At 57.1% G+C, this 13,721-nt stretch carries 11 protein-coding genes; 5 read left to right on the forward strand and 6 right to left on the reverse strand.

Features of this window, described 5'->3' with window-relative positions; genetic code table 11:
* Positions 1-66: 66 nt before the first annotated feature.
* Positions 67-2,346 carry a CHASE2 domain-containing protein gene (locus tag AO064_RS09890; RefSeq protein WP_064053173.1) on the reverse strand — a complete coding sequence of 760 codons (2,280 nt, stop codon included), beginning with the start codon at positions 2,344-2,346 and terminating at the stop codon, positions 67-69.
* A gap of 3 nt (positions 2,347-2,349) precedes the next feature.
* On the reverse strand, positions 2,350-3,273 hold the full coding sequence (locus AO064_RS09895; protein WP_064053278.1) for a FecR family protein: 924 nt from the start codon (positions 3,271-3,273) through the stop codon (positions 2,350-2,352).
* A gap of 295 nt (positions 3,274-3,568) precedes the next feature.
* On the opposite strand from AO064_RS09895, the gene AO064_RS09900 reads away from it, so the two are divergent.
* On the forward strand, positions 3,569-4,291 hold the full coding sequence (locus AO064_RS09900) for a response regulator transcription factor (RefSeq protein ID WP_046035857.1): 723 nt from the start codon (positions 3,569-3,571) through the stop codon (positions 4,289-4,291).
* 105 nt (positions 4,292-4,396) lie between these two features.
* Here AO064_RS09900 and gyrB read toward each other — a convergent pair whose 3' ends face one another.
* The 4 genes from gyrB to dnaA are packed head-to-tail and all read right to left on the reverse strand — an operon-like array spanning position 4,397 to position 10,590.
* Positions 4,397-6,814, reverse strand: a complete 2,418-nt coding sequence (gene gyrB, locus AO064_RS09905) for a DNA topoisomerase (ATP-hydrolyzing) subunit B (protein ID WP_012721453.1) — start codon at positions 6,812-6,814, stop codon at positions 4,397-4,399.
* Positions 6,815-6,818: 4 nt separating this feature from the next.
* Entirely contained in the window at positions 6,819-7,922 is a 1,104-nt protein-coding gene (recF, locus tag AO064_RS09910; protein ID WP_012721452.1) for a DNA replication/repair protein RecF, read from the reverse strand.
* Positions 7,923-7,942: 20 nt separating this feature from the next.
* Positions 7,943-9,046 (reverse strand): DNA polymerase III subunit beta, encoded by a 1,104-nt coding sequence (gene dnaN, locus AO064_RS09915; protein WP_010207719.1) that lies wholly within the window; start codon positions 9,044-9,046, stop codon positions 7,943-7,945.
* A 38-nt stretch (positions 9,047-9,084) separates the two neighbouring features.
* Positions 9,085-10,590, reverse strand: coding sequence for a chromosomal replication initiator protein DnaA (gene dnaA, locus AO064_RS09920; RefSeq protein ID WP_012721451.1), 1,506 nt, complete (start codon positions 10,588-10,590; stop codon positions 9,085-9,087).
* A gap of 585 nt (positions 10,591-11,175) precedes the next feature.
* Here dnaA and rpmH point away from each other — a divergent pair.
* The 4 genes from rpmH to yidC are packed head-to-tail and all read left to right on the forward strand — an operon-like array spanning position 11,176 to position 13,654.
* Positions 11,176-11,310, forward strand: a complete 135-nt coding sequence (gene rpmH / locus AO064_RS30155) for a 50S ribosomal protein L34 (protein ID WP_003213577.1) — start codon at positions 11,176-11,178, stop codon at positions 11,308-11,310.
* Positions 11,311-11,326: 16 nt separating this feature from the next.
* The gene (rnpA, locus tag AO064_RS30160; RefSeq protein ID WP_208602902.1) at positions 11,327-11,731 is read left to right on the forward strand and encodes a ribonuclease P protein component; all 405 of its coding nucleotides are present in this window, start codon (positions 11,327-11,329) and stop codon (positions 11,729-11,731) included.
* Complete coding sequence (gene yidD / locus AO064_RS30165) at positions 11,724-11,969, forward strand: membrane protein insertion efficiency factor YidD (protein ID WP_003213574.1); 246 nt, start codon at positions 11,724-11,726, stop codon at positions 11,967-11,969. Before rnpA ends, yidD begins: the two co-directional genes overlap by 8 nt.
* Positions 11,970-11,971: 2 nt before the next feature.
* Complete coding sequence (yidC, locus tag AO064_RS09930) at positions 11,972-13,654, forward strand: membrane protein insertase YidC (protein WP_015886658.1); 1,683 nt, start codon at positions 11,972-11,974, stop codon at positions 13,652-13,654.
* The last annotated feature ends 67 nt before the right edge of the window (positions 13,655-13,721 follow it).

The following is a 13,721-nucleotide window of genomic DNA, read 5'->3' on the forward strand; positions in this document are numbered from 1 at the left end:
TTTTTTCGTATAAAAAAACCGGTCCTTGTGACCGGTTTTTTATGCACAGCAGAAAAGTACGTTTTTTCAGTCGTCCAACAGGGGCAATTGCAGGCTGAACGTGGTGCCTTTGCCTACCACGCTTTCACAGCTGATGCGCCCACCGTGGCGCTCAACCACCGCCTTGACCATGGTCAGCCCCAACCCCAAGCCCTCACTGCCCTGGGCGGAATCAAAACGACGGTATTGGCTGAATAGCTCAGGCAGGTCCTGCGCGGCAATCCCCGGTCCCTGGTCACTGATACGGCATTCCAACCAGCCTTGCGCACTGCTGTGTCGCAACCTCACGGTGGTACCGGAGGACGAGTATTTGATCGCGTTCTCCAGCACGTTGAACAACGCACGAGTGAGCAGTGACTGGTCCGCAGACACCATGCCCTCGTCGGCTTCATCCAAGTCGTGAACCAAATGAATACCCTTGAGCTGGGCAATCAACGCGACTTGATCAAAGGCGTCCATCACCAACATGGCGAACAATGTTGGCTGGAACTGGTAACCGTCAGCCTCAGCCTTGGCCAACTGGACGAAGGATTCCGTGAGGCTCAAGGCGCGCCGAACTTGTTGTTCGATCTTGGCGAACACCGGCGACTCACCGTCATGCACATCCAACAGCGCGAGGATCGCCGAGTGCGGCGCACGCAGGTCGTGGGAGAGGAACCGCAACATCGTCTCGCGGTGTTGCTGGGCTTCGCGCTCCTTGCTCAAATCGGTGAGGCTCAGCAGCCAGCCAAGTGCGACATCACCTTCGGCGGGGAGCATGGGCGCCAGTTCCATGCGCAGGCTGCGTTGGTGGATATCGCGGAACTCCACCAGCTCCATCGCTGAGAGAGCAGGGCGCACACCGTTGTGCAGCGGCGGGTAGCCCAGGTCCGCCAACTGCTCCAGCAAGTTTTCGGTGACAAGGTCATTGCCGAACACCTCGCGAGCAATACGGTTGGCCAGCAGGATATTGCCTTTAGGGTCGGTGATCAGTGTCGCCACCGGCAGGCACTCCAGGCCGTCAGCCATGAAGCGCCGGGTGTCGCGTGTGCGGCTTACGGCCTGCTCCAGGGCGAAGATACGCGCCTGCAATACATCGCCTTTGCTGGCGGGCGCTCGGCGGCGTTCAGGCAGGACTTTGGGTTCGTTATCCAGGCGTGTCAGTTCCCAGCCGAAGTAAGCGATGATCACACTGAGGCGACGCCAGTTCCAGATCAGGTAGCTGAGCAACAACCCAATCAGGCAGGCCGCAGGCGACCACCAGTGGCCAAGACGCAACAGGGCCCAGGAACCGAGCAACGCGCCGGCCATGCAGCCGAGGGTCATCCACAGCGCGTAGCGTGGACGGTAGAGCAGCAGGCCCAGCAGCAACGCCACGAGGGCGGTCGCCATCAATGCCGCCAGCCAGCCCGGAAGATCCACGATAATGCGACCTTGCAGCAAGCCATTGAGCACATTGGCCTGGATCTCCACACCGGCCGTGGTGCCCACCGTGGAGGAGAGGGGCGTGACAAATCGATCACCCATCCCGGATGCCGTCGACCCCACCAGGATCAGCCGGTTGCGCAGTTGCTCTGGAGGTACTTCTCCACGCAATACGCTGACGTAGGACACGCTGGGAAAATGACTATGCGGCGCGATAAAGGGGATGCGGATTGAATGTTCACGATGCCAGGGTTGGGCTACCAACGGCTGAGGCTCACCCGGCATCTCTGATAACTCGCCACTCATCTCGTAGGCCAGCCAGGTGAGCTGCGGCGCGGGGGCATCGGGTGGACCTTCACGCATAAACAAACTACGGACAACGCCGTCGCTGTCTGCCTCGACATTGATATGACCTACGCCCTTGGCACATTTAAGCAGTGGCAGCATCTGTGCACTGGGTTGGCTGTAGCTCGCTGTGCCTTCACGCACCAACGGCAGCAATACATTGCCGGCATTGCAGACCGCCTCGGCCAGGCGTTTGTCATTAGCCGGATCGCCGGACTCACTGAAGATCACATCGAACAGGATACCCGCCGGTTGCGCCGCACTCAGACGGTCGATCAGGTCAGCGTGCAGGCTGCGCGGCCAGGGCCATTGGCCGAGTTTTTTCAGGCTGGAATCGTCGATGGTCACCAGCAGGATGCGCGGGTCTACAGGCAGAGGCGTGAGGCGGCGCAGGCTGTCGTACAACGGATTATTCAAAGCCAGGCCTGGGCTCACCGACAGGTAGGCGGTGACGGGCAGCAGTAGCAAACCAATCCACAGCCACTCACGCACCAAGCCGTTGAACAAGCGCTGGGCATGGGTGGGTTGACGTTTCTCGGCCTTGCCCCAAAGCATCATAGGTCAACGTGCCTGAGCGGTAGGTGGGTAGTAGAAGATGTCATAGACCCCGGTTTCTCCCTCCAGGCCGTTTTCGTCATACGCCGACAAGCGCACGTGATAGAACGAGGCTTTGAGCCCAGTGAAGCTCATTTTCGGCGCAGCGGAAAAGTTTTCCTGCTTGATATTCATAAAGGCCTTGTCGGTGGCGACCTGAGCCCGGTACATCTGTGCGCCGGGCAATGGCCGAAGGTACAGACTCCAGACCGGTGCATCACCTTTCTGGCCATCTTGTCCCACAAGCGTGGGCGCGGCGAGTAATTCAACGGGTTTCAAATCGCCCTGTTTCTTGAAGAGCAGACCTTGCCGGGCGCCTACTTTTACCTCTTGCTCCACCGACTTGGTCTTAACCTCGCGGTTGACGGCGACCTGTCCGTCCAACACTTCCAGTACCGATTGCTCAGCGTCATTGCGCACCCGGAAGTGCGTGCCACGCACACCCAGCACACCCACTGGCGTCACGATCTGGAAACGGTCATGGTCGCTGATGCGTTTGATCACATACGCCTCGGCCTGGCCTTGCTCAAGCACCACCTGGGGAATGGACTGCTTCTTTTCCAGACGCAATCGCACTTGGGAACTGGAGGGCAATACCACCCTGGATCCGTCACCGAGCAACAGGCTGACGAACGCCGAAGCCGATGTCTTCACACCTTCCTGCTCATCGATGGTTATACCTTCCAGCAAGGGGCTCGCCGTGCCCCTGGCATCGAGTTTCCACGCCTCACCCGTGAGATGCTGGACAATCGCCGGTAAAGGCTGGGCTCGGCACAGAACGTTGTCATCGATATAAGGCGAACGAACCTTGGCTGCCGCCCCCACAGAGCTGACCACCATGATCAACAATGGGGGGAGGGCGCGGCGCAAGCGGTTCGGAGAAAGGATCATGGCGCTCATCAAGGTTGGGGTTCCAGAGGGCAACTGACATCAGCACGCAAGAGTTTACGGCAGCGCATGCGTCGGCTGATCCTTTTCCTTATGGTCGGGAGCCGGTATCTTTCCTACATCGGTGGCGAGGACGTTCAATGGATTAAACCCTCATTGGTCTCAGCGTATCGAGAGATCCAAGGGCCAACGAATCTGAGCACAATTATTCAGATTCCATGGCCGGCATCTGCGCAGTCCGTGCCCATAAACGAAACCGGCCGACGGCTGCCGTACTTCAAGACGAAAGGACCCACCCATGCGTGTCGCAATATTGGATGACGAACCCGCGGAACTGCGCCGGGTGGAACAGACACTGCGACAAATCCCCAGCACCGTCGAACAGCCCTGGACTCTGCATTGCTTCGAACGTGGGGAAGACCTGCTGCGCCAGCTACGTCGGGAGACGTTTGACCTGCTGATCCTCGACTGGCAACTGCCGGATATTACCGGTATCGCACTGCTGCGCTGGACGCGTGAGCACATGGAGTCGCCACCCGCCGTCATCATGCTCACCAGCCGTGACGCCGAGAGCGATATCGTGACTGCGCTGAACAGCGGTGCGGACGACTACGTCAGCAAACCCTTTCGCCCCAATGAACTGAAAGCGCGAGTGACGGCTGTTCTGCGTCGACACGGGCTGCAGAAGTCAGCGACCCATGAAGTACAAAGCTTCAATGACCTGACGTTTGATGATGCTGAATTGACCGTAACGCGGGCGGGTAAACCTATCAACCTTACCGAACGTGAATACCGGCTGGCGAGCTGCCTGTTTGCCAACCTGGCACGGCCATTGTCTCGCGAGTACCTCTACGAGCGGTTTTGGACCCATGAAGAAATGGTGTCGTCGCGGCCGCTCGATACGCATATCTATCGGTTGCGCAATAAGCTGGGGTTGACCGCAGACCGGGGCTGGCAGCTGTTGACGATCTACGGGTATGGGTACCGATTGGAGAGCGTGGCAGCCGCTTCTGAAGGCTGAAAATGCTGATGTTCCACGTGGAGCATTTTGTAGATCACCGAAAACTGCCCAATAAAAAAGGCCAACGCTAAGCGTTGGCCTTTTGGGTTCAGCTGTTTACCTGAATCAGAAGTCCAGGTTAGACACCGCCAAAGCATTGCTCTCGATGAAGTCACGACGAGGCTCGACCGCATCACCCATCAGGGTGTTGAAGATCTGGTCCGCGCCAATGGCGTCTTCGATGGTCACGCGCAGCATGCGACGCTGAGCCGGGTCCATGGTGGTTTCCCACAGCTGATCCGGGTTCATTTCGCCCAGACCTTTGTATCGCTGGATGGTGTGACGCTTGGTGCTTTCGGCCATCAGCCAGTCGAGGGCTTCTTTGAATTCCTTGACCTGCTTCTTGCGTTCGCCACGCTGAATATAAGCGCCGTCGTCCAGCAGCGTGCTGAGTTGCGCGCCCAGGGTTACTACGGTCTTGTAGTCATTGCTGCCGAAGAAGTCGCGGTTGAAGGTGACGTAGTTCGACAGGCCGTGGGAGATCAGTTCGACCTCTGGCAGCCACACGTTACGTTCACGGTCTTCACGCAGACTGGCTTTGTACACCAGGCCGGACTTCTCCGAGGTGCGCAGGCGCACTTCGTATTGGGCCAGCCATTCCTGCATGTGTGCATGGTCACCCAATTGCTCGAGGCTCACGGACGGCAGGTAGATGAAGTGCTCGGTCAGCTCTTGAGGGTACAGGCGTGACAGGCGCTTCAGCGTTTTCATGACCATGCGGAAGTCGTTAACCAAGCGCTCCAAGGCCTCGCCGGAAATGCCCGGGGCTTCGTCGTTCAAGTGCAGGCTGGCATCTTCCAGGGCCGACTGCGTCATGTACTCTTCCATGGCGTCGTCGTCTTTGATGTATTGCTCTTGCTTGCCCTTTTTCACTTTGTACAACGGCGGCTGGGCGATATAGATGTAGCCGCGCTCGATCAATTCCGGCAACTGACGGAAGAAGAAGGTCAGCAACAGGGTACGGATGTGAGAACCATCGACGTCAGCATCGGTCATGATGATGATGTTGTGGTAGCGCAGCTTGTCGATGTTGTACTCGTCGCGGCCGATACCGCAGCCCAACGCCGTGATCAAGGTGCCAACTTCCTGGGAAGAAATCATCTTGTCGAAGCGGGCTTTCTCGACGTTGAGGATCTTACCCTTCAACGGCAGGATGGCTTGGGTGCGACGGTTACGACCCTGCTTGGCGGAACCGCCAGCAGAGTCACCTTCCACTAGGTACAGTTCGGAGAGGGCAGGGTCCTTCTCCTGGCAGTCAGCCAGTTTGCCTGGCAGGCCAGCGATATCCAGCGCGCCTTTACGGCGGGTCATCTCACGGGCTTTACGCGCAGCTTCACGGGCACGTGCAGCGTCGATCATCTTGCCGACGACCAGCTTGGCTTCGTTCGGGTTCTCCAGCAGGAAGTCGGAGAAGTATTTGCCCATCTCCTGTTCCACCGCGGTCTTCACCTCGGAGGACACCAGCTTGTCTTTGGTCTGGGAGCTGAACTTAGGGTCCGGCACTTTCACCGAGATAATCGCGGTCAGGCCTTCGCGGGCATCGTCACCGGTGGTGGCGACTTTGTGCTTCTTGGCCAAGCCTTCGGCTTCGATGTAGGTGTTCAGGTTACGCGTCAATGCGGAACGGAAGCCCACCAAGTGAGTGCCGCCATCGCGCTGAGGAATGTTGTTGGTGAAGCACAACAGGTTCTCGTTGAAGCTGTCGTTCCACTGCAGGGCGATTTCCACGCCGATGCCGTCTTCACGCTGGATGTTGAAGTGGAACACCTGGTTGACCGCAGTCTTGTTGGTGTTCAGGTATTCAACGAATGCACGCAGACCGCCTTCGTACTTGAACAGCTCTTCCTTGCCGCTGCGCTCGTCCTTGAGGACGATACCCACACCGGAATTGAGGAAGGACAATTCACGAATACGCTTGGCCAGGATGTCCCAGCTGAAGTGGATATTCTTGAAGGTTTCAGCCGATGGCTTGAAGTGGATCTGCGTACCGGTCGACTCGCTGTCGCCGACGATTTTCATCGGTTCTTGTGGAACACCGTGGACGTAAGTCTGTTCCCAGATCTTGCCGCTACGGCGAACCGTCAGAATCAGTTCTTCGGACAGCGCGTTCACAACCGACACGCCCACGCCGTGCAAACCACCGGAGACTTTATAGGAGTTGTCGTCGAACTTACCGCCGGCGTGAAGCACGGTCATGATGACCTCTGCCGCCGAAACGCCTTCTTCTTTGTGCACGTCTACCGGAATGCCGCGACCGTTGTCGCGCACAGTAATCGACTCATCCGGGTGGATGATAATGCTGATGTCGTCGCAGTGACCGGCCAGAGCTTCGTCGATGGAGTTGTCGACCACCTCGAACACCATGTGGTGCAGACCGCTACCGTCATCAGTGTCGCCAATGTACATACCGGGACGTTTGCGTACGGCATCCAAACCTTTCAGCACTTTAATGCTGGTCGAGTCGTACGTGTTTTCTTCGCTCATGCCTTCACTCCCGATGGTCGTGGGTCTGGGTGATACGGCCTTGTTCCACGTGGAACAAAGCGACTGGCGTTTCCGTCTGCCAGCCTTCCCTCAATAATTCGTGGTCTACACAGGTGATAAACACCTGGCAGCGTAATTCTTCCAACAAGCGGCATAACGCGCGGCGGTGCTGCTCGTCCAGTTCAGACGGCAAGTCATCCACCAGATAAATACACTGTCCGCGTCGGGCCTGGCTAACCAGATGCCCCTGTGCGATACGCAGTGCACACACCACCAACTTCTGCTGGCCACGGGACAAGATGTCCGCAGCATTGTGTGCGCCTAATCTAAGACGCAAATCAGCCCGCTGGGGTCCGGCCTGGGTATGGCCAATTTGCTGATCCCGCTGCAAGGACGTGGCGAGCACTGCACTCAGCTCGCGCTCTTTGTCCCAACCACGGTAGTAACTCAGTGTCAGCCCCTCGAGATCCAGCAACTCACTCAAGGTCTGCTCAAAGACTGGTTTCAAGGCTTTGATATAGGCACGGCGGTATTCATCTATTTCGTCGCTGGCCAGGCACAGTTCCCGGTCCCAGGCCGCTTGCGAAGCGGCGTCAAGTGTACCATGCCGCAGCCATGAGTTCCGCTGCCGCAGGGCCTTCTGCAAGCGCTGCCAGGTGGCCATAAAGCGTGGTTCCACGTGGAACACTCCCCAATCGAGGAATTGCCTGCGGATTTTTGGCGCACCTTCCAACAGACGGAAACTGTCGGGGTTGATCAATTGCAGCGGCAGGATTTCCGCCAACTGCGCAGCACTGCGAGCATTTTGCCCATCAATGCGAATTTGAAACTCTCCGCCGCGATCACGGGATATCCCCAGGCTACTGTGCCCACCCTCAGCCAGCTCAACTTGGCCAAACACCGTGCACGCCAATTGCTCGTACTGGATGACCGGCAACAGGCGAGCGCTGCGAAAGGAACGGGCAAGTCCCAACAGATGAATGGCTTCCAGCACGCTGGTTTTGCCACTGCCGTTGGCGCCGTGGAGGATATTGATGCGAGGGGAGGGGGAGAAGGTCACCGGGTGCAGATTGCGCACCGCGGTGACCGAGACGCGACTGAGGGACATCTAGCTTCTGCTGAGCATGGTTACAGGCGCATCGGCATGACAACGTAAGCCGAGTCGTCGTTGTCGGATTCCTGTACCAAGGCGCTGCTGTTGGAGTCCGACAGAATCAGGCGAACCTGTTCGGTGGTCATCACACCCAGTACGTCCAGCAGGTAGCTCACGTTGAAGCCAATCTCGAGTGAACCGCCATTGTAGTCGACGCCCACTTCTTCTTCCGCTTCTTCCTGCTCCGGGTTGTTCGCCTGGATCTTCAACTGACCGTTGGCCAGTTGCAGACGGATACCACGGTACTTTTCGTTGGACAGAATCGCGGTACGGCTGAACGCCTCACGCAAGGCCTGGCGATCACCGAGTACCAGCTTGTCACCGCCTTTAGGCAGCACGCGCTCGTAATCCGGGAACTTGCCGTCGACCAGTTTGGAAGTGAAGGTGAACTCGCCAGTGGTAGCGCGAATGTGGTGCTGGCCCAACACGATGCTGACATTGCCTTCCGGCTCAGTGAGCAGACGCGCCAGCTCAAGGATACCCTTGCGTGGCACGATCACCTGGTGACGGTCCGGCTGGCCGATATCAGCACGCATCGAGCACATCGCCAGACGGTGACCGTCGGTAGCCACAGCGCGGATAATGCCTTCCGACACTTCCAAGAGCATGCCGTTGAGGTAGTAACGCACGTCCTGCTGGGCCATGGCGAAACTGGTGCGCTCAATCAAACGACGCAGTTTGCTTTGCTCCAGGCTGCAGGTCAGCGAACCAGGACCTTCTTCCACCGTCGGGAAATCATTGGCCGGCAAAGTGGACAGGGTGAAGCGGCTGCGACCGGCTTTGACGACCAACTTCGCTTCATCAACCTTGATGTCGATCAGCGCGTCGTTCGGCAGGCTTTTGCAGATGTCCATCAGCTTGCGCGCCGGCACGGTGATCTCGCCAGGTTCGGCGGGCTCTTCCAGCTGCACACGACCAACCAGCTCGACTTCCAGGTCGGTACCGGTCAGGGACAATTGCTGGCCTTCGACCACCAGCAATACGTTGGAGAGCACCGGCAAGGTCTGTCGGCGCTCGACGACGCCTGCGACCAGTTGCAGGGGTTTCAACAGGGCTTCGCGTTGAATGGTGAAATGCATGGTCTAGTCCCTTGCCTTAATAAGCTGCGCTGGTGTCATCACGTTGTCAGTGTACGCAGCAGGTTCTTGTAGTCCTCGCGAATATCCGCGTCGGATTCCTTAAGTTCATTGATCTTGCGGCACGCGTGCAAGACCGTGGTGTGGTCACGCCCGCCAAACACATCGCCGATTTCCGGCAGGCTGTGGTTGGTCAACTCCTTGGAGAGTGCCATGGCCACCTGACGGGGACGTGCTACCGAGCGCGAACGGCGCTTGGACAGCAGGTCGGAAATCTTGATTTTGTAATACTCGGCCACGGTGCGCTGGATGTTATCCACACTCACCAGCTTGTCTTGAAGTGCCAACAAGTCCTTCAGGGACTCGCGGATCAACTCAATGGTGATGTCGCGGCCCATGAAGTGCGAGTGCGCGATGACCCGCTTGAGTGCGCCTTCCAGCTCACGCACGTTGGAGCGGATGCGTTGAGCGATGAAAAACGCAGCATCGTGAGGCAGGTCGACTTTCGCCTGGTCGGCCTTTTTCATCAGGATCGCGACGCGGGTTTCGAGTTCCGGCGGCTCTACTGCAACAGTCAGGCCCCAGCCGAAACGCGATTTCAGGCGTTCTTCCAGACCTTCGATCTCTTTCGGATAACGGTCACTGGTCAAGATGACCTGCTGGCCACCTTCGAGCAAGGCGTTGAAGGTATGGAAAAACTCTTCCTGGGAACGCTCTTTACGGGCAAAGAATTGAATGTCATCGATCAGCAACGCATCAACCGAGCGGTAGAAACGCTTGAATTCATTGATGGCATTGAGCTGCAGGGCCTTGACCATATCAGCCACGAAGCGCTCCGAGTGCAGGTACACGACCTTGGCATTCGGGTTCTTCTTTAATAGGTGGTTACCCACAGCGTGCATCAAGTGAGTCTTACCCAAGCCGACGCCACCATAAAGGAAGAGTGGGTTGTAACCATGCTTGGGGTTGTCGGCGACCTGCCAGGCGGCTGCACGAGCCAGCTGGTTGGATTTACCTTCGACGAAATTCTCGAACGTGAACGTGCGGTTAAGGTAGCTGGTGTGCTTGAGCGCGCCTTCAACCTGAACGGTGCGCTGTTCGGCCCGGATCGGGGCTTGCTGGGAGCTGGCACCGGCCATCGGGTCGAAGCTATCGCGCGACGGTTCTTCATTCTCGGCTGCATTTTTCTTCGCAGACGATTTGGAAGGAGCCGGCGCAGGTGTACTGGCAACCGGTGCCGCCTGGGCTTGCGACGCAGCAGCGGCCAATGGCGCGTTCGGCGCAGCACGAGGTGCGGAGCTACGTTTGCTGCCTATTAATAAGGAGAGCACGGGTGCGAGGCCGTTGCCGTGTTCATCGAGCAATTCGAGCACGCGGCTCAGGTACTTCTCGTTGACCCAGTCGAGAACAAAACGATTGGGCGCGTAAACACGCAACTCGTCGCCTTCGGCTTCGACCTGTAGTGGACGGATCCAGGTGTTGAATTGCTGGGCAGGCAGCTCATCGCGCAAAAGCTCCACGCACTGCTGCCAAAGTTCCACTGACACGGATATCCCCTAAGTTGAAAGCCGGTGAGGCAAAAACAGCCGCCATTGTAGCGGCGAGCCGCCCACTTATCCACATGTAGGTTGATCACGGACCGGCCAAAATCAACGTCTTAAGGGTAATAAAGGCGACCAATGGTCTGTGCATAAGCTCTGTGGATAAGCCCACCTAAGGTCGTTGCACAAGTGGGGGAGAAAGTCTGTGGGTAACTGGCCTGTGGATAACAACCCATTCCACACACAGCTTATCCGACAGCGCAGCACAGGCAGAGCACCGTTTCTCCCCCGTGTTGTCATTCTCTGTACATCACGTAGAACATGGCCTCAAGGCAGTTATCAACAGATGATCGCCTGCCTAGCTTTTATAAGCTTTACAAAAAAGCTTTAAATAACTTCCTTCTTTATTTTTATATCTATGGCATTGCCCGTGGAAGCGGCGCGGACGCAAAAGGGCAAATCGGCTGCAGAGATCTAATTAAAGGAAAAGCTGGTTGGAAATTGACCTAGAGGCTTGCTTTCACTAGAATCGCCGGTCTCTTAAAACGGGGGCCATTCCGGCCCGTTGTGGACGAACCAGGTAACAACGCCATGAAACGTACTTTCCAACCAAGCACCATCAAACGCGCCCGCACCCACGGTTTCCGTGCTCGCATGGCTACCAAGAACGGCCGTGCTGTCCTGTCGCGTCGTCGCGCCAAAGGTCGTGCGCGTCTGGCAGTTTGATAATCCGGTACTGGTGGTGAGTCAGGACTTCAGTCGGGAAAAGCGTCTGCTAACCCCCCGGCATTTCAAGGCAGTCTTTGACTCCCCCACCGGCAAGGTTCCGGGGAAAAATCTCCTGCTCCTTGCGCGTAACAACGATCTGGATCACCCCCGTCTCGGGTTGGTGATCGGCAAGAAGAGCGTAAAGCTCTCCGTTGAGCGCAATCGCCTCAAGCGTCTGATGCGCGAATCGTTTCGCCTCCACCAGGACACTCTGGTTGGTTGGGATATTGTTATCGTCGCGCGCAAAGGCTTGGGGGACGTAGAAAGCCCCGAATTGATTCAGCATTTCGGCAAGCTCTGGAAACGTTTGGCGCGTACCAACAAGCCAGCACCAGCAGTCAGCACCGAAACTGTAGGGGTAGACAGCCTTGATGCGTAAACTGGCCCTCGTTCCGATCCAGTTTTATCGCTATGCCATTAGTCCTCTGATGGCCAACCACTGTCGTTTCTACCCCAGTTGTTCCTGCTACGCGTTAGAGGCCATAGAAAACCATGGTCTTCTGCGCGGTGGCTGGCTGACCTTTCGTCGTTTAGGTCGCTGTCATCCGTGGAATCCCGGTGGTTATGACCCGGTTCCACCTATCCCTACCTCCCGTTCTTCTTCGATGGCCGAGTAATCATGGATATTAAACGCACGATCCTGATCGTCGCCCTGGCAATCGTGTCCTACGTCATGGTTCTTAAGTGGAACCAGGACTATGGCCAGGCTGCCCTGCCGACTCAGAATGTTGCTACCAACCAGGCTGCGCCGGCTATTCCGGACACCCCGCTGGGTAACAATGCGTCCGCGAGTGCCGATGTTCCCAGCGCGAATGGCGAGACAAGCGCCCCTTTAGAAACGCCAGTGGTCACCAATAAAGACCTCATCCACGTCAAAACGGATGTGCTCGACCTGGCTATCGACCCACAAGGTGGTGATATTGCGCAGTTGAAACTGCCGCTGTATCCACGTCGCCAAGACCATCCGGATGTTCCGTTCCAACTGTTTGATAACGGTGGTGAGCGTACTTATCTGGCGCAAAGCGGCCTGACCGGCACCAACGGTCCGGATGCACGTGCTACCGGTCGTCCGGTTTATTCGACCGAGCAGAAGACTTATCAACTGGCTGATGGCCAGAACCAGTTGAACGTCGACCTGAAATTCAGCCTCGACGGCGTCAACTACATCAAGCGCTTCAGCTTCACCCGTGGTTTGTACGACTTGAAGGTCACTTACCTGATCGACAACGAAAGCGGCAAACCGTGGAGCGGCAACCTGTTTGCCCAGCTCAAGCGTGACGCCAGCTCCGATCCTTCTTCCAGCACCGCCACCGGCACCGCGACTTACCTGGGCGCTGCCCTGTGGACAAGTAACGAGCCGTACAAAAAAGTGTCGATGAAAGATATCGACAAGGGCTCGCTGAAAGAAACCGTTCAAGGTGGCTGGGTTGCTTGGCTGCAACACTACTTCGTGACCGCCTGGATCCCGAACAAAGGTGATGCGAACCTGGTTCAAACCCGCAAGGACAGCCAGGGTAACTACATCATCGGCTTTACTGGCCCGGCGTTGACCGTCGCACCCGGTGCCAAGGCTGAAACCAGCGCTACCCTGTACGCCGGTCCGAAAAGCCAGGCCGTGCTCAAAGAGTTGTCCCCAGGTCTGGAACTGACTGTGGATTACGGCTTCCTGTGGTTCATTGCCCAGCCTATTTTCTGGCTGCTGCAACATATCCACAGCATCGTCGGTAACTGGGGCTGGTCGATCATCTTCCTGACCATGCTGATCAAGGGGATCTTCTTCCCTCTGTCGGCAGCCAGCTACAAGTCGATGGCGCGTATGCGTGCCGTGGCCCCGAAACTGGCGGCACTGAAAGAACAACATGGCGATGACCGGCAGAAGATGTCGCAGGCCATGATGGAGCTGTACAAGAAAGAGAAGATCAACCCGCTGGGTGGATGCTTGCCGATTCTGGTGCAGATGCCGGTGTTCCTGTCGCTGTACTGGGTACTCCTGGAAAGCGTGGAAATGCGCCAGGCGCCGTTCATGCTGTGGATAACTGACCTGTCGATCAAAGACCCGTTCTTTATCCTGCCGATCATCATGGGCGCAACCATGTTCATCCAGCAGCGCTTGAACCCGACTCCGCCGGATCCGATGCAGGCCAAGGTAATGAAAATGATGCCAATCATCTTCACCTTCTTCTTCCTGTGGTTCCCAGCCGGTCTGGTGCTGTACTGGGTGGTCAACAACGTGTTGTCTATCTCTCAACAGTGGTACATCACACGTAAAATCGAAGCGGCTACTGCAAAAGCCGCGGCGTAATTTACTCTGTGGATAACCACTCAAGACGCCCCCTAGTGGGGCGTTTTGCTTTCCGTCACTTTTGTTT

The sequence above is a fragment of the Pseudomonas marginalis genome, from assembly GCF_001645105.1.
In the GTDB taxonomy this organism is placed as follows: domain Bacteria; phylum Pseudomonadota; class Gammaproteobacteria; order Pseudomonadales; family Pseudomonadaceae; genus Aquipseudomonas; species Aquipseudomonas petroselini.